Below are 23,948 nucleotides of genomic sequence, written 5' to 3' on the forward strand. Positions count from 1 at the left end.
TTCCCTTGACTTTGAAAGAAAAGGAGTCACGACTATTTAAACAATGCATTTACGGGAAAGACTTCCTTTAAGAATGTGATAAACAAATTCCGCCAACAATAACAAGGGGGCTACCTAAAATCAGAAGCTAAAAAAGGCACAAAATTTCTGGAATTCTGTGCCTTTTATTTTAAGGTTAATTCTAGTATAAAACCCTGAAGCGAATAGTCCCTTTTAATCCCTTCAGATCTTTTATAACAGCTTTGTCATATTCTTTATCGATATCGGTGATCACATAACCAACGGTTTCGTTGGTCTTAAGATATTGTCCAACGATATTAATATCGTGATCGGCCAGGATGCGGTTAATATCTGCAAGGATTCCCGGAACATTTCGGTGAATATGGATTAAACGATGAGCATCTTTTAGCACCGGTAATTGAAGGTTAGGAAAGTTCACCGAGTTGGTCGTACTCCCGGTATTGATATATTCAATTAATTTCCCCGGAACAAAACTTCCTATGTTTTCCTGGGCTTCCAGGGTGCTTCCCCCTATGTGCGGTGTTAAGATAACATTGGGCAAACCGCGGAGTTCAGATTCAAATTCCTCATTGTTGGTTTTGGGTTCCTTCGGGAAAACATCTATCCCCGCCCCCATTACTTTACCTGATTCTATATTCTTCTTCAGGGCCTTAATATCTACCACATGGCCACGGCTAAGGTTGAGGAAAATAACGCCATCTTTCATTTGATCGAATTCTTCTTCCCCAATCATATCAAGGTTTTCTTTACGACCATCTACGTGAAGCGTCACTATATCCACGTTATTTAGTAGTTCCTTAAGAGAGCTGCATTTGGTGACATTTCCCAGGGGAAGCTTTTCTTGAATATCGTAGTAATAAACGTCAAAACCAATAGATTCAGCTACTACTGAAAGCTGAGCGCCAATATTTCCGTAACCAATAATACCCAGTTTTTTACCTCGGGTTTCAAAACTGGAATTAGCCGATTTTTCCCATTTTCCGTCGTGCATCAATTTCATCTTATCCGGAAGGTTCCGCATAAGCAAAATGATTTCACCAATGGCCAATTCTACAACCGAACGGGTGTTGCTGAAGGGCGCATTAAATACCGCAATCCCTTTCTTTAGACATTCTTCCAGATCTATTTGATTGGTACCGATGCAAAAAGCTCCCACTCCAATAAGTCGGTTAGCATTTTGCAGGACTTTTTTTGTTAGGTGAGTTTTGGAACGAATCCCAATCACAGAAACATCTTTGATTTTCTCGGCAAGCTCATCCTCATCCATAGCCCCCGGATGAACGCTAACATTGTAGCCCTCCTTCTTCATGATATCTACGGCATCCTGATGCACATTTTCAAGTAAAAGCACGTTGATTCTGTTCTTGGGGTAAGAAATAGCTTTGTTCATATTATGTACAAATAAAAATTCATCGAGGCTCGGGGTAATATGATCGGCTTTTTGGAGCACATTTTCCCGTTCCACATTCTCAGTAAAGGCATAAAATTTATTAGCCAGGCCGGCAGCCTTAATCTCATAGTCGGTATAACCATCGCCAATAACGTAAACATCGCCCTGAAGATTAAGGCGTTTTAACTGTTCTACTTTCCCGTTATTTGAAGACAGGACATTCTCTGGTTCAAAACCAACGATCTTTCGGTTATCATCGAACACAAAGGTATTGGCATAGACATTCTCTGGGCGCACCCCGTATTCTTCAACTATAGGAACGATAAACTCCTTGAATCCATTCGAGATAATGTAAATATTCTCATGATATTCTTCAAAGAACTGTCGGTTTCTAACAAAAGAAGAAGAAACACGCTCTTTCAGATTTTGAATCAGGGATGGCAGATGATCTTCATGAGCTTTTAAAAGTCGGAGACGTTCTTCCAGAGATTTTCTGAAATCCAGTTCTCCTTTCATTCCAAGATCTGTAAGGTTCTCAATTTCCCTGAGGTTATTTTCCTTTTGTGTATCTCCTGCCAGAGATATCTCTCCCAGGACATCCAGGGCTTCAACCTGCGTAAAAGTGCTGTCAAAATCAATAACTATATGTTGTTCCATTCAAGTTTGTTTAGGGCAAAAAATAAAAGGCTAAAACTACAGTTTTTCAGACATTTGAAGGCCAGTAAAAACCAAAAAATTAGGCTAAACAAGGCTAAAATGGGGAGTTTTATAATATTGATAATTAGCTCCGAAAATTAAGATGATTTTTTAAAGGAATGCTAAGAATTAAAGAAGGAAATTAGCTAATTCACATTTCTCATTTCAAAAAAATCTTCAGTAGAAACAACCCGAAACAAAAATGCCTGTCTTCATAATTGAAAACAGGCATTCACTAGATTAAGAGCGTAGATTTACTCTACGATAAACTTCCCTTTCATTAAAGAATAGTGACCGGGGAACGAACAGATAAAATCGTAAGTCCCTTTTTCAGGAGCTTCAAATTCAATAGTAGTGCTTTCTCCCCCACCAATCATTTTGGTATGAGCAATCACTTTATCGGTGTTTTCAGGGATATAATCGTTGGCTTTTGCATCCATTGCCTCCATCCCAAATTTAGAGATTTCTGTTCCCTGGGTTAATAATACCCAATTGTGCCCCATAGCGGTTTTGTCCATCTGGCCAACATGTTTTAAAGTAAGACGAACTGTTTGTCCCGCTTTAACTCTCATTTCATCTTTATTGAAACGCATTTGGTCATTTCCTTCAATAGTGATTTCAACGACATCAGAGTCGGAAGCATCCTGAGAATCGGCTTCCCGGGTTTGTGTGGTCTCTTCAGTTGAACTGTTGCCAATTGTAGTTTTTTCTTCGGTTTCTTTTTCTTTTTTGTCGCCACAAGCTATCATTGCCATAGCTCCAAAAATCAGAATGAATTTACTTAAATTTCTCATTAACAATTAATTAAAAGTTTACATTTAGGTTTGAACGGGTTTTTAGTATTTGATTTAACCCTGGTCAAATATAAAAGTATTTTTTAGGGAGAGCAGGTGTTTAAGGAAACTTTGAAACGAAATGTTAAAAAAAGGATAAGGCCAAATCCTAAAATCTTCGTATCTTCAAGGCGTTTAAACCAAATATAATCTTTAATGAAGAAAATTTTAAAAAACGCCGGAATGCTCGCATTGGCAACCGTCCTGAGTTCCAATGCTCTGGCACAAGATAAGGCTATGGATAATATTTTATTAGCCGAATGGGAAGGACCTTACTCCGGGGTTCCTGCTTTTGACAAGATGGAAGTTGATCTTGTAAAACCCGCGATGGTAAAAGCCATGGAGATGCACCTGGCCGAAATCGATAAGATCGCCAATAATCCAGAGGCTGCCACTTTTGAGAACACCATTGTTCCCATGGAAAAAGCCGGAAAAGAATTGAGAAGGGTCTTCACCTATTACGGCATTTTTAGCAGTAATATGTCCAGCCCTGAATTCAGGGAGGTTCAAAAAGAACTTTCTCCAAAGATCTCGGAATACAGTTCGAAGATCTCCCAAAATGAAAAGCTTTTCAAAAGAATTGAAAAGGTATTTAAGGATTCCCGTAAAAATCCACTAGAGTCACAGGAACAAAGAGTTATCGATCTTATTTATGAGGAATTCGCCATGGAAGGGGCTGCCCTTAATAAAGAAGATAAAAAGCGTTATGCAGAGATCAATAAAGAACTCTCAAAGCTCTACACCAAATTTTCAAATAACGTATTAGCCGAAGAGGAAAATTACGTAGTATACCTGGAAGAAGACCAGTTAAGTGGCCTTCCTGAATCTTACATAAAATCTTCTGCCAGTGCCGCCGAAGAACGAGGGAAACCCGGTAAATATGCGGTAACCAATACCCGTTCTTCAATGGATCCTTTCCTGACTTATTCTGACGAAAGGGAATTACGGGAAAAAGTATGGAATAATTATTATTCCCGTGGAGATAACGACGATGAGTTCGACAATAATGAAGTAATCAAAAAAATCCTGAAACTTCGGGACGAACGGGTGGAACTTCTGGGCTATGATAATTTTGCCCAATGGCGATTACAAAACCGCATGGCCAAGAATCCTGAAAACGCCATGGAACTTATGGAAGCAGTATGGCCGGCAGCACTGGCCCGGGTAGAACAAGAGGTTGCCGATATGCAAGCTATAGCCGATAAAGAAGGGGCCAATATCACCATAGAGCCCTGGGACTACCGATATTATGCAGAAAAAGTAAGAAAAGATAAATATGACCTGGACAGCGAAGAGGTAAAACAATACCTGGAACTGGGCAATTTAACCCAGGCCCTTTTCTTCACTGCCGGGGAGATATTCAATTTTGAATTTACGCCTGTTGAAGAAGGATCGGTTCCTGTATTCCACGAAGACGTGAATGTTTGGGAAGTAACCGATAAAACCACAGGAGAGCTTATAGGTCTTTGGTATCTGGATCCATTCGCACGCCAGGGAAAACGTTCCGGCGCTTGGGCCACCACTTACCGAAGTTATTCTGAAATACAAGGTGCAGAACCGGTTTTAGCCTCCAACAATTCCAATTTTATTAAAGCTGCCGAAGGGGAGCCCGTTCTTATCTCCTGGGATGATGCCACGACTTTCTTTCATGAATTTGGCCACGCTTTACACTTTCTGGCTGCCGATGTGAAGTACCCAACCCTTAATGGAGGCGTAAGAGATTACACCGAATTCCAGTCTCAGTTACTTGAACGATGGCTGTCTACAGATGAAGTGATCAACCGCTTCCTTCGTCATCATGAAACCGACGAGGTAATTCCTGATGAACTGGTAACCAAGATCAAGAATGCCTCAACCTTTAACCAGGGTTTTGCTACTACCGAATTCCTTGCTTCAGCCCTAATGGATATGAAGTACCATACCACAGATCCAGACAAGATCGAACCTAGGGAATTTGAAAAGAAAACCCTTGAAGAAATGGGAATGCCAAAAGAGATCGTGATGCGACACCGTTCGCCACATTTTGGTCATGTGTTTTCTGGCGAAGGTTATGCCACCGGATATTACGGTTACCTATGGGCCGATGTGCTCACCTCTGATGCTGCTGAAGCATTTAGGGAAGCTCCGGGTGGATTCTATGATAAAAATGTTGCCCAAAAACTGGTTAAATATCTATTCGCTCCAAGAAATGCAATGGATCCGGCTGAAGCTTACAGAAGCTTTAGAGGAAGAGATGCCAAAATAGACGCTTTAATGCGTGATCGTGGTTTCCCCGTACCTGAAGAATAATAGACTTTAAAATAAAGTTGAACAAGAGAACCTGCCTGGAAAAACCCTTTCCGGGCAGGTTTTTTATCTAACATCTCAACTTATTTAATTGCCCTGGCCACTATTTTATTTGGTTTGTCAGGAAATCCATATAGAAATAAATTATCTTCTGTTATTTCTTCTAGAGGCACCGCAGTCACAATATCACCGTGCCTGTAAATAACCAGGAAATAAGTCTTATCTATTTTCTTTAAATAAGAATGAACGATTTTATTATCAGGATGGTTTTGAAAATCAATTTTAAAATTTCTTCCACCCCGTTCTAAATTGTATTTATTTTTTTTGATCTCCTCAACGCCCAGCTTTGTTTTGGTAGGAACGAGTCTTATATAATCTATTGGGTTTTCCAACCTTTCAGAATAAATACTCAGGCGGTTAGGGTTTTTAAAACTATAATCGGCAAAGGCCAGGGTATCTATTTTCAGTTTCTTATTTTCAGTTTTATAGGAAGTCTTAGCGATAAACTGATCAAAGTTATAATGTAACAGGGAATCTTCCCTCACCTGCATCAAATGTATTCCCGGAAAAGCTCCAAAACTCTTATTGCCCGATATTATCCATTTTCCTTCTAATTCCTGGGCATTAATTGAAGGGCTTACTAAAAAGGAAACTAAAACGATACAAATAACTATAACTCTCATATTTGACATCTTTGGATTTCAGTAAAATTTAACAAGAACCCCTCTAAGAACCTTATTTAATCGATAGTATTCCAATTAATTAGATTAAAAGTCAAAATAAGAGTGATTGTAGGACTGATTTTCAGGAAATAAAAAAGCCATCAGCGGGTAACTGATGGCTTTAAATATAAATCAAAAATTCTGCTTAGAACATCTCTCTACCTGAAAAATGGAACGCACCTTCAATGGTAGCATTCTCATCGCTATCACTTCCGTGAACAGCATTCTCTCCTACAGAGGCAGCATATTTCTTACGTATAGTTCCTTCTGCCGCGTCTTCAGGATTAGTAGCTCCAATTAAGGTTCTGAAGTCATCTACAGCATTATCCTTTTCAAGAATAGCGGCTACAATAGGGCCACGTGTCATGAACTCTACCAATTCTCCAAAGAACGGACGCTCCTTATGGATCGCGTAAAATTCTTCCGCATCATTTTTGGTCATTTGGGTCATTTTCATCGCTACAATTCTAAATCCTGAAGCGGTAATTTGTTCTATTATTCCACCAATATTCCCTTTTTCTACTGCATCGGGTTTGATCATGGTGAATGTTCTGTTTCCTGCCATTTTATGCTTTTTAAAATTTGGAGCAAAAATAAGTAAATACCTTCCAAAAGCAAGTTGTTTAATGCTTTATATGTGGATATTGCACTTTATACTGCTGAAGAAGCCTGTTTCCTTCTCCCCGCATTTCCATAAGTACCCGGTTGTTTTTAAGATCAAATTTAAGAAGTCCGAAGCTTAGATCGCTTACTACTTCTCTCCTCCTATACCGGTTTGGTTCCCCGCTAAAATCGGAATAGCTATGGGTAAGTCCGCTGGAAGTAAAGTCTACCAGGGGATATTCCAGCCCATTCGGTTTCATTTCTGAAAACTCTGAAATATGCCGGTCTCCGCTTAATATGATTATATTTTTTGCTGCAGAATCTTCTATTAAATTGATAAGCCTTCTTCTTTCTTCAGGAAAATTACCCCAGGTTTCAAATCCATGCTCCTCAGCAATCACCTGGATACTGCTTAAAATGATATTGAAAGTAGCTGTACTGTTTTTTAATTCATCTTCCAGCCATTGCCATTGCCGTTCCCCCAGTATAGTTCCTTCCCTGTTCTCTTCATATCTTTTTCCCGGGGCAGTACTCGGTTCAAGTTGCTCTCTAAAATACCGGGTATCCAGAATTATTAATTTTACATTTCCTGCCGGGCTTTCCAGGAGTTCACTGTGATATACGCCTTCCCGTTCCCTGCGGGGATCATTTTTTGATAAGCCCATAAAATCCAGAAATAGCTGCTGACTTTCCTTTTTATAGCCCCATTCCTTTCCGCCGTCATTGAGTCCATAGTCATGGTCGTCCCAGGTACCGTAAACAGGTATTCTCGTGTTGAGTTTTTTATACCCGGGCACATTTAGTTGGATGCGGTAGTACTCCTGCATTAGTTGCATATCGGGGGTATCAGCATAGATATTATCTCCGCCCCACACAAATACATCGGGATGGTTTTCCATGATTGGTTCCCAAAGTGGCTGGGGAGCTTCCTGCCTGTTACAACTACCAAAAGCAAGCACGAAATCATATTTATCTTCAAAAGGCCCGGTAGATGTTTCTCTTATATTTCCGCAGGAAAAGAGAATAAAAAGAGGTAAAATTCTTAATATTAATTTCATTTTTTGTTGATTTGCTTCTGCACCAAATTTAATGGTTCATTTATTAGTAAAAGTTAATAAATTGTATCTTTAGCCCTTAGACTATGATAGAACAAAGCATTTTAGAGATCACCGCCGAACTGGCCAGGGCCAGAGATATCGTGATTGTACCCCATAAAGGCCCGGATGGAGATGCAATAGGAGCTTCCCTCGGGCTGTGGCATTTCTTGAAAGATAAAGGCCATAATCCCCAGGTAATCACCCCGAATAACTATCCGGAATTTCTTAAATGGCTTCCCGGAACCGAAGAGGTAATTATCTTTGAAAATGAACAGGAGCGTTGCAAGCAACTTATAGCCGATGCCGACCTGGTTTTTACCCTGGATTTTAACGAGCTCAACCGTGCCGGAATGATGGTGCAACCACTAATAGATTCAGAAGCGGTTTTCGTGATGATAGACCATCACCAGGAACCCTCAGATTATGCCAACCATACTTACAGTGACGCCACGATGAGTTCCACCTGTGAAATGGTGTACCACTTTCTGGAAAAACTAAGAGCTGCAAATCACATCAGTCCCGAGATCGCAACCTGCTTATACACAGGTATTATGACCGATACCGGTTCTTTTAGATTCAGTTCTACCAGCAGTCTTACCCACCGGGTAGTTGCCGACCTTATAGACAAGGGTGCAGAAAACTGGAAAATACATAACAGGGTATTCGATACAAATTCAGAAAAAAGAATGCAGCTTTTGGGAACCGCTTTAAGTAACCTAAAAGTACTGCAGGAGTATAAAACAGCCTATATAAGCCTTTCCCAGGAAGAACTGGACCGGCACGACTTCCGGAAAGGTGATACCGAAGGTTTTGTAAATTATGGTCTGGCCCTCGCCGGAATAAAATTTGCGGCTATTTTCATTGAAAACAAACAGGAAAATATCATAAAAATCTCTTTCCGCTCCAAAGGTGACTTCTCTGTAAATGCTTTTGCGAGACAGCATTTTGGAGGAGGCGGCCACATAAATGCTGCAGGGGGAAAAAGCGATCTTAGCCTTAAAGAAACCCTGGACCGTTTTGAGTCTATTCTTACGCAGTATAAAGATGAATTAACAAAATGAGAATTGGTTTAATCCTATTAACAATATTAATGCTGGGCGCCTGTAAATCGCCCGAAGCACGCTATCCCGTAAGCAAGAGTTCCGGATCTTATATTCGTGAATCTGTAGAACGCAACCGGGAACTGGTCGCTGCAGAAGAAGAATATATTAAAAATTTGATGGAAGAAGATTCTGCTACAGAATACCTCGCCTCCAATGAAGGATTTTGGTATTACTACAATAAGAAATCTACCGATTCCTCAAATACTGCGATGCCGGAATTCGGGGACCTGGTAAAATTCGATTACAGCCTTTCCACTCTTGATGGAGAACCCATTTATGCAGAAGGTGAAAAACCAACCCGGGAATACGCCATAGATCAGGAGAAACTTTTTAGTGGACTCCGCCAGGGTTTAAAGCTCATGAAAGAAGGGGAAACCGTTACTTTTCTTTTTCCTTCGCATAAAGCTTATGGATATTATGGCGATAAAAACAAGATCGGAACAAATGTTCCGTTGAAAGCAAAAGTTACTTTGCACGATATCAATAAAAATGAATCTAAAAACGAAGACTAAATAATGAAAACTACTAACATCTTTATTCTTTTGGCAATGGCCTTAACGCTCTTTGCCTGTAACGACGAATACCCTGATCTTGAAGACGGGCTTTACGCCGAATTCGAAACCAATAAAGGCAGCTTTGTAGCTGAACTTTTTTATGAACAAACTCCTATTACCGTAGCTAGTTTTGTTTCCCTTGCCGAAGGGAACAACACTATGGTAGACAGTACCTATAAAAACAAAAACTTTTACGATGGAATAAGGTTTCACCGAATTATAGAAGGATTTGTAATTCAGGGTGGGGATCCTACAGGAACAGGTTCGGGCGGTCCCGGATACCGTTTCCCAGATGAGGTTAATAATGAACTAAGCCACGATTCTAAAGGAGTCCTGTCTATGGCAAATGCAGGACCCGGCACTAATGGTAGCCAGTTCTTTATCACCCTTGGCCCTACTCCCAACCTTGATGGAAGACATACCATTTTTGGAGAAATAGTTAAAGGTCAGGACGTGGTAGATTCTATTGGAAAAGTAAAAACCGACCCAAGTGACCGACCTGTGGAAGAGGTGATCATAGAAAAAGTGAATATCATCAAAAAAGGTGGAGACGCCAAAAATTTTGATGCACCTAAGGTATTTGAAAACAAACTTAGTGAACTAAAAGCCGAAGAGGAAGAAGCTCAGAAACGCATGGAAGATGCTATGGCAGAGAATTCTGAAAAATTCAGCGTTTTAAAGGAAGAGGCTAAAGAGCTTGAAAGCGGACTTCAGATCTATTTTGAAGAAGAAGGTGACGGCGAAAAGCCGGCCGATGGCCAGATGGTTCAACTCAACTATGAAGGTTATTTCCAGGACGGAAGAATCTTTGACACCAATAACGAAGACCTGGCTCAGGAACTGGGATTATTCAGTCAGCAGCGAAAAGACCAGGGCGGATATGAGTCTATGACCATACCTTACGGTCCGGAAGCACCTATGATTCCAGGTTTTAAAGAAGGTGTTCAGCAAATGAGAGTTGGAGATAAAGCTATACTTTATATTCCTTCCCACCTTGCTTATGGTGAGAGCGGTGCGGGTGGTGTTATCCCTCCAAATACCGATCTTATCTTCAGAGTAGAATTGGTTGGAATACAGGAATAAGAAATAAGAAGTATAAAAATTAAAAAGGCTGCCTTATCGGGCAGCCTTTTTGTTTTGTTAATTCCTTTCTTATTTCTTCGGAATATTTTTGAGAACTTCAAGTAAGAACTTCCAGTATTTTTTAGCCGAAGAAATGCTGGCGCGTTCATCGGGAGAGTGCGCTCCGCGAATAGTAGGACCAAAAGAGATCATATCCATTTCCGGATAATGGTTCCCGATAATTCCACATTCCAATCCGGCGTGGCAGGCTGCGATATCGGCTTTCTTATTATTTTGTTTCTGATAAAGCTCGTCCAGAACTTTCAAAATAGCAGAATCGGGATTTGGTGCCCATCCGGGATATTCTCCCGAAAATTTCACTTTAAATCCGGCAAGCTCAAAAGCAGCTTGCAAACTATGGGCAAGATCGTTTTTGGAAGATTCTACCGAAGAACGAGTAAGACAATTAATTTTCACCTTTCCGTCTCCTATCTTCACACTTGCGATATTATTTGATGCCTCAACCAGGCCTTCTATATCAGGGCTCATTCTGTAAACCCCATTATGGGCGGCAGAAAGTGCTCTTATCACCTCCAGTTGATCTTCAACCTTCATCACTTTCGCAGGAACATCTACTTCTGTGATCTCGATATCCAGATTTGGTTCCAGGGAAGAAAATTCGGCTTTAATTTCCCTAACCTGTACTAATGTTTCATTTAGAAAAGTATCGGTATTAGATCGGTCTATGGCCACTACGGCTTTACTTTCGCGCGGAATAGCATTTCGCAAGCCACCTCCGTCAAATTTGGCAAGCCGTAAACCAAAGTCTTTATTAGAATTGTAAAGTACCCGGGTAAGCAGCTTATTGGCATTGGCCAAGCCTTTGATAATATCCATTCCAGAATGCCCGCCCTGCAAACCTTTAACAGTAATGTTGTAACCTACTGAATTATCCGGTGTGTCTTCGAGTTCATAATCACGAATGGCAGTAATATCTACTCCTCCTGCACAACCAATTCCAATCTCGTCATCTTCTTCGGTATCGAGATTAAGCAGGATATCACCTTTCAGCATTGACGGATTAAGGTTTTTAGCTCCGGTCATTCCGGTTTCTTCGTCTATGGTAAAAAGGGCTTCGAGTTCAGGATGCGCAATATCTTTGCTTTCCAGGATAGCCATCATACTGGCTGCTCCCAGTCCATTATCGGCGCCAAGAGTGGTTCCTTTAGCTTTAACCCAGTCTCCTTCTATATACATATCGATTCCGGAAGTTTCAAAATCGAAATCGGTATCATTGTTCTTTTGATGAACCATATCCAGGTGCGCTTGCAAAACGATAGGTTTACGGTCTTCCATACCGGCAGTAGCAGGTTTGCGAATTAGCACATTCCCGATTTCATCAACCTGGGTTTCCAGATTAAGTTTATTTCCGAAGTTCTTAATGAATTCTATAACGCGTTCTTCTTTTTTCGAAGGCCGCGGTACAGCATTAAGATCGGCAAAATTATTCCATAATTCTTTTGGTTCCAGGTTTCTTATTTCTTCATTCATTGGTTTAATATTTGGTATATTCACAAAGGTATTGGTAATTAGGGAGGAAGGAAAATGAAAAACTTATTTTGGCCGAAATTAACCAAAAAGCAGCCCTTCCCGTGATAAATGCTATTTTTGAGAAATAAAGAACCTCAGACAATCAGAAGAAAATAACTTTTAATATAATGACATTCTAATATTATCAATACCCCAAAACTAAACCCTGATTATCGAGTGAAAAGAAAAAGCCTCTATATACTTGCGGGTCTGTTGCCGGTACAGATCATAATTATTGGCCTGCTGGCCGAATATCCGCTGTTTATAGAAAACTGGTATAGTCGCGGAATATATCCCTGGATCTCCAGGTTTATGCGTTTCCCTTTGGGCTTCCTACCTTTTAGCCTGGGCGACTTTCTATATGCACTTTTGGTCTTAATGCTTCTAAGGTGGTTAATCCGAAGATTCAAAACCAGATTCCGGAGTCCGCGAAAGTGGATCATAGACGGTCTTGCAGCACTTTCGGTAATCTACGCTTGTTTCCACCTTATCTGGGGTTTTAATTACTACAGGCTTCCTCTGCATCAGGCCCTGGAATTAGATCCCGATTATACCACCGAAGAACTTATAGTTCTTTCAGAAAACCTTATTTCCAGCTCTAATGAATTACACGAAGAACTTTCGGCCGATGACTCCCTGGCTATAAAAATTCCGTATTCCAAAAAGGAATTGTTTGAACAAACTATTTTAGGTTATGATCACCTTAGCCGGGAATACCCGGAACTCACTTATAAAAACCCGAATCTAAAACGCTCCCTTTACAGTATTCCACTTACCTATATGGGCTTTAATGGTTATTTAAATCCGCTAACCGGAGAGGCCCAGGTCAATACTCAGATCGTGAAATTCAAAATCCCCACCACAGCCAGCCATGAAGTTGGTCATCAGTTGGGTTTTGCCAAAGAAAACGAGGCTAACTTTATAGCCTGCCTGGCTACGATGAACCATCCCGATATTTATTTCAGGTATTCAGGTTATACTTTCGCTCTGCGTTATAGTCTGAATGAATTATACCGCAGAGATAAGGAGAAATTTGAAGAGCTCAAGAAAAAGATCCGGCCCGGGATCCTGGCGAATTACCGGGAAGTAGACGATTTCTGGTTACGGCATCAGAATCCTTTTGAGCCATTATTTCAAGCTACTTACAATAGATATTTAATGGCAAATAATCAGGCGGAAGGCATGAAGAGCTACAGCTATGTGGTTGCCCTGCTTGTGAATTATTTTTCAGAAGGGAAAAATACCGGAGAAACCTCTACAGGCTTTTATTAAAATTTTCTTATTTTACCGGCTTTTCTAACAAAAAGCTTGCATTCTTACTAAACTCTTACATTTTATGAAATTTAAATTTCTATTGTTTGTATTCCTGGCGGGCGCCCAGCTCCAGGCCCAGGAATACTTCCCTAAAAATGATGGCGTAAAGACCACAAAAACGGGTACTACCCTCTTTAAAAATGCCAAAATTCATGTTAACCCTACTACCATTATTGAGAATGGTATGTTTGCCATTAAAGATGGCAAGATCAGCGCGGTGGGAAAAAATATTTCAGTGCCGGCCAATAGCCAGACCATAGATCTTGAAGGCAAAGAAGTTTATCCTTCCTTTATTGATCTTTACAGCGAATTTGGTGTGGAGAAGCCAAAAGCCGCAGACAATGGCAACGGACAGCCACAATACGACGCCAGCAGAGAAGGCTACTACTGGAACGATCATATTCGTCCAGACAATAACCCCCTTTCGGCTTTCAGTTTTGATAAAGATAAAGCCGGAAAACTGCATAAAGCCGGATTTGGGGTGGTGAACACTCATCTTGCCGATGGAATTATCCGTGGAAACGGGATACTGGTGGCTTTAAACGCCGACGGAAGCGACGGCGACAGGATCCTTAAACAACGTTCGGCCCAATATCTATCATTTGATAAAAGCGCAACTTCCAGGCAGTCTTACCCTACTTCCAAAATGGGAGCAATGGCGCTTATCCGCCAGGCCTATTTGGATGCTGAATGGTATGAAAAAGGTAAGGCAGATAACAAAGATCTCGCTTTGGAAGCCTTAAACCGTAATAAAGATCTCCTGCAAATTTTCGCAACCGATAATCTTCTGGATCAACTCAGAGCCGATAAAATTGGGGATGAATTCGGAATCCAGTACACCATCCTGGGAAGCGGATATGAATATGAAAGCCTTGATGAAATTAAGGAGAGTGGAGCAACTTATATTGTGCCTCTGGAATTCCCCGACGCTTATGATGTTGAAGACCCATTTATGGCTTCCAAAGTTAGCCTGCACGATATGAAGCGCTGGAACCAGGCACCCGCCAATCTGAAAATGCTGGCAGAAAATAATGTTCCTTTTACTTTAACCACCGAGGGAATAGATGCCGAAAAAGATTTCAGAAAAAACCTTATAAAAGCCGTGGAATACGGACTAAGCAAGGAAGATGCACTTGCTGCATTAACCAGCGTTCCGGCCAGACTTCTGGGAGAGGAAAATAGCCTGGGAACAATTAAGGAAGGTGCCTGGGCAAATTTCATCATTACCTCGGGTGACTTTTTTGACAAGGAAACCACGCTTTACGAAAACTGGGTCCAGGGAGAAAGAGCCGTTCTTGAAAATATGAACGTCACCAATATTAAGGGCGACTATGAGCTGGCTCTGGATGGCAATTCATACGAGCTAAAGATCACCGGGGAATCCTCTAAACCTAAGGCCGAAGTTAAAATGGGAAATACTAAAATAGGTTCCAAATTAAGTTTTGTTGATAACTGGATGAACCTGTTGCTTTCTTCACCTGATACCACCAAAACCGAATTCATCAGGCTGGTAGCCAACGTTCCTTCAGAAACCGACAGAATTTCGGGGAAGGCAATTTTGTCTAACGGGAATGAAACCTCATTTACAGCGACCAAAAAAGATGCTGAAGCCACTTCCGAAGAAAAAAAGGAAGAAACTAAAAAAACACATCAGGTAAAACCGGTAAGTTTCCCGAATAATGCCTACGGTTTCACAGAGAAACCTAAGCAGGAAGACATACTCTTCACCAATGCTACGGTTTGGACTAATGAAGAAGAAGGAATCCTGGAAAACACCGATGTTCTTGTGAAAAACGGAAAGATCTCCAGAATTGGCCAGAACCTAAATGCCGGCGGGGCAAAAGTGGTTGACGCTACCGGAAAACATCTTACCTCGGGAATAATAGATGAACACACGCATATTGCTGCCTCTGCAATCAATGAGGCCGGGCATAACTCCTCTGCAGAAGTTTCTATGGAAGACGTGGTAGATCCTACTGACGTCAATATTTATCGAAATCTGGCGGGCGGAGTCACTACAGCCCAACTCCTTCATGGCTCAGCTAACCCAATTGGGGGACGCTCAGCTATATTGAGGCTTAAATGGGGAGAATCTGCTGAAGATATGATCTTTGAAGATTCACCTAAGTTCATCAAGTTCGCTCTGGGAGAAAACGTGAAACAATCTAACTGGGGCAGTCGTTCCAGGTTCCCGCAATCCCGTATGGGAGTGGAACAGGTATTTACCGATTATTTTACCCGTGCCCGCGAATACGAACAGAACAAAAAAACCGATAAGGATTACAGAAAAGATCTTGAGATGGAAACCATCGTGGAGATCCTGAATATGGACCGGTATGTTTCAGCACACTCTTATGTTCAAAGCGAGATAAATATGCTGATGAAAGTTGCTGAAAATTTCGATTTCAACATCAATACTTTCACTCACATTCTGGAAGGTTACAAATTGGCCGATAAGATGAAAGAACACGGTGCCGGCGGCTCTACTTTTTCTGACTGGTGGGCCTATAAATACGAGGTTAACGACGCCATTCCGTTTAACGCGCCAATTATGCACAGCCAGGGAGTTACCGTGGCCATTAACAGCGATGATGCTGAAATGAGCCGAAGGTTAAACCAGGAAGCAGCAAAAAGTGTGAAATACGGAGGGGTTTCGGAAGAAGATGCCTGGAAATTTGTAACTCTTAACCCGGCAAAACTGCTTCATATAGATGACAAAGTGGGAAGTATAAAAACCGGTAAGGATGCCGATCTGGTTTTATGGAGCGATCATCCACTTTCGGTTTATGCCAAACCTGAAAAAACACTTATCCAGGGTACAGTTTATTTTGATATTGAAAGAGATGAACAAATACGCAAAAGAATTTCCGACGAAAGGAATGAACTCATCACCCAGATGCTGGAGGCCAAGAACAACGGCGTAAAAACCCAGCCGGTAACCAAAAAGGAAGAGCAGCACATTCACTGTGACTTCCTGGAAGAAATCCACTAAAAACAAAAGACAATGAGAATTACATATATATTCATATTTATATTTATCTGTTCTTTGGGAACAGGGTTGGCACAACAAACCCCTGCCCCCAAGCAAAGCCAGACCATTAGTATCGTGGGCGCGACCGCTCATGTCGGTAATGGAAAGCTAATTGAAAACAGCATCCTTACTTTTGAAAACGGCAAGATCACAGCTATTGGAGCTTCAGGAGATATTGAACCTTCCGGAGAAATAATCAATGCTGAAGGAAAACACCTGTACCCCGGCTTTATCGCCGCTAATGCTACTTTAGGCCTGGTGGAAATATCGGCAGTGCGCGCTACAGATGATGAGGACGAAATTGGCACAATGCTGCCGCATATTAGAAGTTTAATCGCTTATAATGCTGAAAGTAAACTTATAGAATCCATGCGTCCTAACGGAGTGCTAATGGGCCAGATCGTACCTCGCGGCGGAAGGATCTCAGGGACTTCATCCATTATGCAATTTGATGCCTGGAACTGGGAAGATGCCGTTGTAAAAGAAGATGATGGTCTTCATATCAACTGGCCGGGAAGTTTTTCCCGCGGTCGGTGGTGGGCAGGGGAAGATCCCGGCATAAAACCCAATAAAGAATATCAAAAGAATCTTAGAGACTTAACAGAATTCTTTAATTCCTCCCGTGCCTATTTAAGTGGAAACAGAGAAATTAAACATCTCCCCTATCTCGCCATGGAAAGTGTTTTTAAGGGAGATAAAAAGGTCTTCGTTCACGCAGATGGAGAAAGAGAGATCCAGGATGTGATCCAGTTCAAGAAAGACCAGAAGCTTGATGAACTTGTTATCGTGGGAGGATATGAAGCGCATAAACTCAGCGATAAATTAAAGGAAAACAATATTTCGGTATTGGTGACCCGTGTACACAGCAGTCCCGAAAACGAAGATGATGATTACGATCTTCCTTATAAATTAGCTAATCTGCTTCATAAGGACGGGGTGCTGGTTGGATTGCAAAGCAGCGGAAGCATGGAAAGAATGAACACCCGTAACCTTCCCTTTTACGCTGGGACAACTGTAGCTTATGGGATGGAAAAAGAAGAAGCCCTTTCGCTAATTACTTCAAATGTGGCAAAGATTCTTGGAATAGACGACTTTGCCGGCAGCCTGGAGGTAGGAAAGGACGCGACTTTGTTTATTAGCCAGGGGGATGCACTTGATATGCGAGGCAATATTCTTGACAAGGCCTATATCCGGGGCCGGGAATTAAGTTTGGAGAGTCATCAAACAGAACTCTATGAGCGCTATATGGATAAATACGAGAGAGAGAGTAAATAATTGTTCCTGCTAATTATTAAAGCAAAAGCTCCCGTAATTTCGGGAGCTTTTTAATTTGCCATTATGCAAATCTGATTAATTTTACCTTATGTACAAGCAAATAAGCAGTTCGCAAAACAAGGAGATCAAGCACCTGCACCAACTCCAGGAAAAATCACGCCTGCGCCGTAAAGAAGGAGTGTTTTTAGTGGAAGGCGTCAGGGAAACCCTTCTTGCCCTCAAAGGAGATTTTAAGCTGAAAAAGATCATCTTTTGTGAAGAACTATTTTCAGCAGAAAAAATGGAAGAATTAATTTCCAATCTAAATGAGAAACCTGAGATAACCGCTTTGTCTTCTGAAGTTTATGAAAAGCTGGCTTATCGCGGAAGCACCGAAGGACTACTGACTCTATTTGAAAGCAAAGAACTGAATCTGGATAGTCTGAAATTTAAATCTGAAACTCCTCTCCTTCTCGTTGCCGAGGCCCCCGAAAAACCCGGAAATATTGGTGCCTTATTGCGTACGGCCGATGCCGCTGGTTTGGATGGGGTGATCATCGCGAACCCAAAGACCGATCTTTTTAATCCTAATATCATCCGGTCCAGTGTAGGCTGTGTCTTCACCACCCCAATTGCCACAGGCACTACAGAGGAAATCATAGATTTTCTGAAAATAAAAAACATTAAGATTTATGCCGCGGCGCTTCAGGCTTCAAGAGAATATACAAAAACAGATTACAGCGGTGCTTCAGCCATTGTGGTGGGAACAGAAGCTACAGGCCTCGAGGAATCCTGGCTGGAAAATTCAGAGGAAAACATCATAATCCCGATGGGTGGTGAAATAGACTCTATGAATGTTTCTGTTGCCGCCGGAATTCTTATTTTTGAAGCCAGGAGACAGCGGTCTCTACAGCATTAAACTCCAAAACCAACTCATTTGAATCCCGAAACTCTCTATTATATTATCCTCGCCGTAATCGTTCTGGATTTCCTTGTTGATAAGGTTCTTGACCACCTGAACGCAAAACATTTTGATGATACGGTACCACAGGAACTTGCCGATGTCTACGATGATGACGCTTATCAAAAATCACAAGCATATAAAAAAGAACGCTATCGCTTTGGCATTGTTACCTCCACTTTCTCCCTGGTGCTTACCCTGGGCTTTATTATTTTGGGTGGGTTCCCATGGGTTGATGGCATTGCAAGAAGCATAAGTGATAACCCTATTATAGTTGCGCTTATTTTCTTCGGAATTATATTATTGGGAAGCGATATTCTCACAACTCCTTTTTCCTGGTACAGCACTTTTGTGATCGAAGAAAAGTATGGCTTCAATAAAACCACAAAAAAAACTTTCTGGCTGGACAAATTAAAGTCCTGGTTAATGATGAGCATTATTGGCGGTGGTATCCTGGCCGCGATTATTTGGTTTTACGAATTCGCCGGAAATGATTTCTGGTGGTATACCTGGATAGTACTTGCCCTGTTTGCAGTTTTTATGAATATGTTTTATGCCAGGCTTATTGTTCCCATCTTTAACAAGCAAACGCCGCTTGAAGAAGGTTCCCTTCGGAATAAGATAGAAAGTTATGCCAAAAATGTTGGCTTCAAACTGGACAATATCTTTGTGATTGATGGTTCTAAAAGAAGTACCAAAGCTAATGCCTATTTTTCAGGTTTTGGAAGGGAAAAACGAATCACTTTATTTGATACTTTAATAAATGACCTCGAGGAAGAAGAAATTGTGGCTGTACTTGCACACGAGGTCGGGCATTATAAAAAAAAGCATATAATAGTTAATCTGGCGGCTTCGGTACTCACAACCGGATTTACGCTTTGGCTTTTATCATTATTTGTAGATAGCCCCGTTTTATCTCAGGCTTTAGGGGTTGAAATTCCCTCTTTTCACGTGGGGCTGGTTGCTTTTGGGATTCTGTACAGCCCAATTTCAGAAATCACAGGATTACTAATGAACCTGATCTCGAGAAAATTTGAATACCAGGCCGATGATTTTGCACGGAAAACTTATTCAGCACAACCACTAATTTCGGGATTAAAAAAGTTGTCAGGTAACAATTTAAGCAATCTCACCCCGCACAAAGCTTATGTTTTTGTACATTATTCACATCCCCCGCTCCTGCAACGATACAGGAATCTAACCGGGGCCTGATTTTTGTTTCATATAAATAATCTTAATCGTATATTCAGGCTATGACAGAAGCAGCTATAGAAAAAGAAAACAAGCAAATTGCCAGGCAGTATAAAGAACTCCTGCGCATTAGTTACCGTAGCTTAAGCGATGAAGATAAAAAACTGATAAGAAAGGCTTTTGATATTTCGACAGAAGCGCATAGAGATCAGCGCAGGAAATCGGGAGAGGCTTATATCTTTCATCCTATTGCTGTGGCAAAGATCGTAGCTTCAGAGATAGGTTTGGATGCCACTTCAATCGCTGCTGCCCTGTTGCACGATGTTGTAGAAGACACTAAATATACCCTGGAAGAAATAGAGGAAATGTTTGGGGAGACCGTAGCTAAAATTGTTGACGGGCTAACCAAGATCTCCAGCCTTAAGAAAGATAAGGACGTGTCGCTGCAAGCCGAGAACTTCAGAAAAATGCTGCTTACCCTGAACGACGATGTAAGGGTAATTATCATCAAAATCGCAGACCGCCTCCACAATATGCAAACGATGGATGCGATGCGACCAGACAAACAGGAGAAGATCGCTTCAGAAACGCTTTATATTTATGCACCCCTGGCTCATAGAATAGGTCTTTATAATATCAAAACGGAACTTGAAGACCTGGGTTTAAAATACACTGAACCCGAGGTGTATAATGAGATCCACACTAAAATAAAGGAAAGCAAGGAGGAACAGGATGCCTATATTAAGGAATTTTCCCGTGTTATCGAAGATTCCCTGAATCAGGAAGATTTAGAGTATGAAATAAAAGGTAGGCCCAAATCCATATATTCCATAAACCGTAAGATGAAGGCACAAAACGTGTCTTTTGACGAGGTCTATGACAAATTTGCTATCAGGATAATTTATAATAGTAATCCTGCCAATGAAAAATTCCTGGCCTGGAAAATCTATTCTATAGTTACAGATCACTTTCGTCCTAATCCTACCCGACTACGGGACTGGATATCCTCCCCGAAATCTACAGGTTATGAAGCCCTGCACATCACTGTTATGGGGCCAAAAGGTCGCTGGGTAGAGGTGCAGATAAGAAGTAGCCGGATGAATGAAATCGCTGAGAAAGGTTATGCGGCACATTACAAATACAAACAGGGAGACGTTCAGGATGACCACGGCATTGAGGAGTGGCTCAATAAACTTCAGGAGGCTCTGGAAAACCCAGATGTGAATGCTGTAGATTTTGTAGAACAGTTCAAACTCAACCTGTATTCCAAAGAGATTTTCGTGTTCACCCCACAGGGAGACCTTAAATCCCTACCCAAAAGTTCTACCCCCCTGGACTTTGCTTTCAGCATACATACTGAAGTTGGTTTAAAAACTCGTGGTGCCCGAGTTAACAATAAACTAGTGCCCTTAAGTCACGAGCTAAAAAGCGGAGATCAGGTAGAGATCATTACTTCAGAAAATGCCAAGCCCAATATCAACTGGCTGGATTATGCAACCACGGCAAGAGCCAGGGCTAAGATCAAATCTTCCCTAAAAGAAGAAAAGAAAGAGATCGCCGAAGAAGGAAAGGCAATTTTGGCGCGAAAATTAAAAGCCCAGAAAATTCCTTTCAATGAGAAATCGGTGAACGAATTGGTGGTGTTTTTCAACTTAAAGACCAGTCTGGATCTGTTTTACCGGGTAGGAATTGGGAAGATAGACAACCAAAAGCTCAAGGAGTTTGCCAATTCCCGAAGTAATGCCCTGGTTAGCTATATAAAGCGTAAGATCAAGAAACCTGTTATAGCCGAAGATCTTAATAAAGACGAGATAACCACCCGATATGATCAATTGGTTTTTGGTCGTGAGGAAGACGAAACCCTTGAATATAAATTAGCCAATTGTTGCAACCCGATCCCCGGGGATAAGGTATTTGGCTTTGTAACAGTAAATGATGGGATAAAAGTCCACAAGAAAGATTGCCCTAATGCATTACAGTTACAAAGCAATTATGCTTACAGGATAATACCAGCCAAGTGGATAGACTCCTCCCAACAGGATTTCAAAGCGGTTATTAAACTTACAGGTTTGGACAATGTAGGTTTGGTAAGCGAAGTTACCCAGGAGATCTCCAGCAACCTTAATGTTAATATGAAAAAGATTAATTTTGAAAGTCTGGATGGGGTGTTTAACGGTGTAATCACCCTGGTGGTAAAGAATAATTCCATTTTGAATAAGATCATAGAACGGCTTAAAAAAATTAACGGCATAGACAAGGTTAGCCGTGAATAATCCAATACCTTTGTACCCAAATTATGAGCAAAAAAGTTGTAAATAAAAACGATCAGGCTGTCGTAAAAAATGTCTTTACGAAATTCCTTGAGGAAAAAGGCCATCGTAAAACTCCTGAGCGCTTCGCCATTTTGCACGAGATATATAACAACGATGAACATTTTGATATCGAATCCTTGTATATTAAGATGAAGAATAAAAAATACCGTGTTAGTCGTGCCACCCTTTATAATACTATAGAATTGCTACTGGAATGCGGATTGGTTAGAAAACACCAGTTTGGACAAAACCAGGCACAATATGAAAAGTCTTATTTTGACCGGCAGCACGACCATATTATACTTACCGATACGGGAGAAGTGATCGAATTTTGCGATCCCCGAATCCAATCTATTAAACAAACCATAGAAGAAGTTTTTGATATAGAAATTAAAAAACATTCTTTATACTTTTACGGCAACAAAAAAACAACCACTTAACCTAATATTTCATGGCGGTAGATTTACTACTCGGTCTTCAATGGGGAGACGAAGGCAAAGGAAAAATTGTTGATGTTCTTACCTCAGATTACGATATTATAGCCAGGTTCCAGGGAGGCCCAAACGCCGGGCATACCCTTGAATTCGATGGGCAAAAACACGTTTTACACACTATTCCATCAGGGATATTTCACGAAAAGACTATTAATCTCGTAGGTAACGGAGTTGTGATAGACCCGGTGATTTTCAAAAAAGAGCTGGAGAATCTCAAAAAGCACAACATCGATTATAAATCGAAACTTTTCATTTCCAGAAAAGCCCATTTAATTCTACCAACCCATCGTTTGCTGGATGCAGCTTCTGAAGCCTCAAAAGGAAAAGCGAAAATTGGTTCCACTCTTAAAGGAATTGGACCAACTTATATGGACAAGACCGGAAGAAACGGAATTCGTGTAGGAGATCTTGAACTGGAAAACTGGAAAGATAAGTATCGAGCCCTTGCCGATAAGCATGAAAAGATGATACAGTTCTACAATGTAGACGTACAGTATGATCTTGCAGAGCTTGAACAGGAATTCTGTGATGCGGTAGATACTTTAAAAGAACTTCAGTTTATTGATAGCGAAGCCTTTTTACATCAGGCCCAGAAAGAAGGAAAGACAATCCTTGCTGAAGGTGCCCAGGGTTCATTGCTGGATATAGACTTTGGAACCTATCCGTTCGTAACATCCTCTACTACCACCGCTGCCGGAGCCTGTACAGGTTTAGGCGTGGCTCCCAATCAAATTGGGGAAGCCTATGGAATATTTAAGGCTTATACCACCCGTGTTGGTAGTGGCCCCTTCCCTACCGAACTTTTCGATGAAGATGGTGAAACTATGGGCCGCGTAGGAAATGAATTTGGTGCTACCACCGGAAGACCCCGAAGATGTGGCTGGCTGGATCTGGTTGCGCTTAAATATGCGGTGCAGGTTAACGGTATTACTCAGTTAATCATGATGAAAGGTGATGTTCTAAGTGGATTTGAAAAACTAAAGGTTTGTACCGCTTACAATTATAAAGGAGAAAAGATCAAGCATCTTCCGTATAATATTGAAGCTGAAAACGTAACTCCAGTTTATACTGAACTAAAAGGCTGGGCTGCCGACCTTACCGGAATGACCAAGGCTGAGGAACTTCCCAAGGAGTTTAATGACTATATAGAGTTTTTAGAGAAAGAACTGGAAATTCCAATCAAAGTGGTTTCAGTTGGTCCGGATAGAACTCAAACTATAACGCGATAAAAAGTCCTAAACCATATAAATTAAAAAGCCGTTTCAAATAGAAACGGCTTTTTTTATTCTATATAATGTCCCGTCCTGAAATAGCGATACACTAAAACAGTAGTGTAATGAAAAGATCAACAAAGACTGGGTATATAAAGCGTACCCAAAAAGATTATTCTATTTCTTTTAAACTTCAAGTTGTCCAGGAAATTGAGTCCGGAGC

The 23,948-nt window shown here is 41.1% G+C and carries 18 protein-coding genes; 12 read left to right on the forward strand and 6 right to left on the reverse strand.

Annotation, left to right across the window (positions count from 1 at the left end):
* Positions 1–181: 181 nt before the first annotated feature.
* Both serA and azu read right to left on the reverse strand, forming a co-directional pair.
* Positions 182–2,068, reverse strand: coding sequence for a phosphoglycerate dehydrogenase (serA, locus tag VIM94_RS04965; protein WP_332038184.1), 1,887 nt, complete (start codon positions 2,066–2,068; stop codon positions 182–184).
* A 293-nt stretch (positions 2,069–2,361) separates the two neighbouring features.
* Positions 2,362–2,901: an azurin gene (azu, locus tag VIM94_RS04970; protein ID WP_332038185.1), complete on the reverse strand. Its 540-nt coding sequence runs from the start codon at positions 2,899–2,901 to the stop codon at positions 2,362–2,364.
* A gap of 195 nt (positions 2,902–3,096) precedes the next feature.
* On the opposite strand from azu, the gene VIM94_RS04975 reads away from it, so the two are divergent.
* Positions 3,097–5,229: a M3 family metallopeptidase gene (locus VIM94_RS04975; RefSeq protein WP_414707151.1), complete on the forward strand. Its 2,133-nt coding sequence runs from the start codon at positions 3,097–3,099 to the stop codon at positions 5,227–5,229.
* A gap of 80 nt (positions 5,230–5,309) precedes the next feature.
* Here the strand turns inward: VIM94_RS04975 and VIM94_RS04980 are convergent, their stop codons facing one another.
* The 3 genes from VIM94_RS04980 to VIM94_RS04990 all read right to left on the reverse strand — a co-directional run bounded on the left by VIM94_RS04980 (position 5,310) and on the right by VIM94_RS04990 (position 7,609).
* The gene (locus VIM94_RS04980; protein ID WP_332038186.1) at positions 5,310–5,909 is read right to left on the reverse strand and encodes a hypothetical protein; all 600 of its coding nucleotides are present in this window, start codon (positions 5,907–5,909) and stop codon (positions 5,310–5,312) included.
* Positions 5,910–6,093: 184 nt separating this feature from the next.
* Positions 6,094–6,513 carry a nucleoside-diphosphate kinase gene (locus tag VIM94_RS04985; protein WP_332038187.1) on the reverse strand — a complete coding sequence of 140 codons (420 nt, stop codon included), beginning with the start codon at positions 6,511–6,513 and terminating at the stop codon, positions 6,094–6,096.
* A 58-nt stretch (positions 6,514–6,571) separates the two neighbouring features.
* On the reverse strand, positions 6,572–7,609 hold the full coding sequence (locus VIM94_RS04990; protein ID WP_332038188.1) for an alkaline phosphatase D family protein: 1,038 nt from the start codon (positions 7,607–7,609) through the stop codon (positions 6,572–6,574).
* An 83-nt stretch (positions 7,610–7,692) separates the two neighbouring features.
* On the opposite strand from VIM94_RS04990, the gene VIM94_RS04995 reads away from it, so the two are divergent.
* From VIM94_RS04995 to VIM94_RS05005, 3 genes are read left to right on the forward strand one after another with little or no spacing between them, the layout of a single operon-like run.
* Complete coding sequence (locus VIM94_RS04995; RefSeq protein WP_332038189.1) at positions 7,693–8,709, forward strand: bifunctional oligoribonuclease/PAP phosphatase NrnA; 1,017 nt, start codon at positions 7,693–7,695, stop codon at positions 8,707–8,709.
* Entirely contained in the window at positions 8,706–9,263 is a 558-nt protein-coding gene (gene gldI / locus VIM94_RS05000) for a gliding motility-associated peptidyl-prolyl isomerase GldI (RefSeq protein WP_332038190.1), read from the forward strand. Before VIM94_RS04995 ends, gldI begins: the two co-directional genes overlap by 4 nt.
* A 3-nt stretch (positions 9,264–9,266) precedes the next feature.
* On the forward strand, positions 9,267–10,388 hold the full coding sequence (locus VIM94_RS05005; RefSeq protein ID WP_332038191.1) for a peptidylprolyl isomerase: 1,122 nt from the start codon (positions 9,267–9,269) through the stop codon (positions 10,386–10,388).
* 69 nt (positions 10,389–10,457) lie between these two features.
* Here VIM94_RS05005 and VIM94_RS05010 read toward each other — a convergent pair whose 3' ends face one another.
* On the reverse strand, positions 10,458–11,918 hold the full coding sequence (locus tag VIM94_RS05010; protein WP_332038192.1) for an aminoacyl-histidine dipeptidase: 1,461 nt from the start codon (positions 11,916–11,918) through the stop codon (positions 10,458–10,460).
* A 216-nt stretch (positions 11,919–12,134) separates the two neighbouring features.
* On the opposite strand from VIM94_RS05010, the gene VIM94_RS05015 reads away from it, so the two are divergent.
* From VIM94_RS05015 to VIM94_RS05050, 8 genes are all read left to right on the forward strand, one after another.
* The gene (locus VIM94_RS05015) at positions 12,135–13,229 is read left to right on the forward strand and encodes a DUF3810 domain-containing protein (RefSeq protein WP_332038193.1); all 1,095 of its coding nucleotides are present in this window, start codon (positions 12,135–12,137) and stop codon (positions 13,227–13,229) included.
* Positions 13,230–13,293: 64 nt separating this feature from the next.
* Positions 13,294–16,263 (forward strand): amidohydrolase family protein, encoded by a 2,970-nt coding sequence (locus VIM94_RS05020; protein ID WP_332038194.1) that lies wholly within the window; start codon positions 13,294–13,296, stop codon positions 16,261–16,263.
* Between the two features lie 12 nt (positions 16,264–16,275).
* Positions 16,276–17,577 carry an amidohydrolase family protein gene (locus tag VIM94_RS05025; protein WP_332038195.1) on the forward strand — a complete coding sequence of 434 codons (1,302 nt, stop codon included), beginning with the start codon at positions 16,276–16,278 and terminating at the stop codon, positions 17,575–17,577.
* A gap of 88 nt (positions 17,578–17,665) precedes the next feature.
* On the forward strand, positions 17,666–18,475 hold the full coding sequence (locus VIM94_RS05030; RefSeq protein WP_332038196.1) for an RNA methyltransferase: 810 nt from the start codon (positions 17,666–17,668) through the stop codon (positions 18,473–18,475).
* Between the two features lie 18 nt (positions 18,476–18,493).
* Positions 18,494–19,729, forward strand: a complete 1,236-nt coding sequence (locus tag VIM94_RS05035) for a M48 family metallopeptidase (protein ID WP_332038197.1) — start codon at positions 18,494–18,496, stop codon at positions 19,727–19,729.
* Between the two features lie 41 nt (positions 19,730–19,770).
* Positions 19,771–21,981 carry a RelA/SpoT family protein gene (locus VIM94_RS05040; RefSeq protein ID WP_332038198.1) on the forward strand — a complete coding sequence of 737 codons (2,211 nt, stop codon included), beginning with the start codon at positions 19,771–19,773 and terminating at the stop codon, positions 21,979–21,981.
* A 23-nt stretch (positions 21,982–22,004) separates the two neighbouring features.
* Positions 22,005–22,460 carry a transcriptional repressor gene (locus VIM94_RS05045; protein ID WP_332038199.1) on the forward strand — a complete coding sequence of 152 codons (456 nt, stop codon included), beginning with the start codon at positions 22,005–22,007 and terminating at the stop codon, positions 22,458–22,460.
* Between the two features lie 11 nt (positions 22,461–22,471).
* Positions 22,472–23,743: an adenylosuccinate synthase gene (locus VIM94_RS05050; RefSeq protein ID WP_332038200.1), complete on the forward strand. Its 1,272-nt coding sequence runs from the start codon at positions 22,472–22,474 to the stop codon at positions 23,741–23,743.
* Positions 23,744–23,948: the final 205 nt, after the last annotated feature.

The organism is Salegentibacter sp. (assembly GCF_036568425.1).
GTDB lineage: Bacteria > Bacteroidota > Bacteroidia > Flavobacteriales > Flavobacteriaceae > Salegentibacter.

Coding starts and splice junctions, on each gene's coding strand:
- serA (WP_332038184.1), bottom strand. CDS start 2,068: ATGGAACAACATATAGTTATTGATTTTGACAGCACTTTTACGCAGGTT.
- VIM94_RS05005 (WP_332038191.1), top strand. CDS start 9,267: ATGAAAACTACTAACATCTTTATTCTTTTGGCAATGGCCTTAACGCTC.
- VIM94_RS04985 (WP_332038187.1), bottom strand. CDS start 6,513: ATGGCAGGAAACAGAACATTCACCATGATCAAACCCGATGCAGTAGAA.
- VIM94_RS04980 (WP_332038186.1), bottom strand. CDS start 5,909: ATGAGAGTTATAGTTATTTGTATCGTTTTAGTTTCCTTTTTAGTAAGC.
- VIM94_RS04990 (WP_332038188.1), bottom strand. CDS start 7,609: ATGAAATTAATATTAAGAATTTTACCTCTTTTTATTCTCTTTTCCTGC.
- gldI (WP_332038190.1), top strand. CDS start 8,706: ATGAGAATTGGTTTAATCCTATTAACAATATTAATGCTGGGCGCCTGT.
- VIM94_RS04995 (WP_332038189.1), top strand. CDS start 7,693: ATGATAGAACAAAGCATTTTAGAGATCACCGCCGAACTGGCCAGGGCC.
- VIM94_RS05050 (WP_332038200.1), top strand. CDS start 22,472: ATGGCGGTAGATTTACTACTCGGTCTTCAATGGGGAGACGAAGGCAAA.
- VIM94_RS05020 (WP_332038194.1), top strand. CDS start 13,294: ATGAAATTTAAATTTCTATTGTTTGTATTCCTGGCGGGCGCCCAGCTC.
- VIM94_RS05025 (WP_332038195.1), top strand. CDS start 16,276: ATGAGAATTACATATATATTCATATTTATATTTATCTGTTCTTTGGGA.
- VIM94_RS05030 (WP_332038196.1), top strand. CDS start 17,666: ATGTACAAGCAAATAAGCAGTTCGCAAAACAAGGAGATCAAGCACCTG.
- VIM94_RS05040 (WP_332038198.1), top strand. CDS start 19,771: ATGACAGAAGCAGCTATAGAAAAAGAAAACAAGCAAATTGCCAGGCAG.
- azu (WP_332038185.1), bottom strand. CDS start 2,901: ATGAGAAATTTAAGTAAATTCATTCTGATTTTTGGAGCTATGGCAATG.
- VIM94_RS05045 (WP_332038199.1), top strand. CDS start 22,005: ATGAGCAAAAAAGTTGTAAATAAAAACGATCAGGCTGTCGTAAAAAAT.
- VIM94_RS04975 (WP_414707151.1), top strand. CDS start 3,097: ATGAAGAAAATTTTAAAAAACGCCGGAATGCTCGCATTGGCAACCGTC.
- VIM94_RS05010 (WP_332038192.1), bottom strand. CDS start 11,918: ATGAATGAAGAAATAAGAAACCTGGAACCAAAAGAATTATGGAATAAT.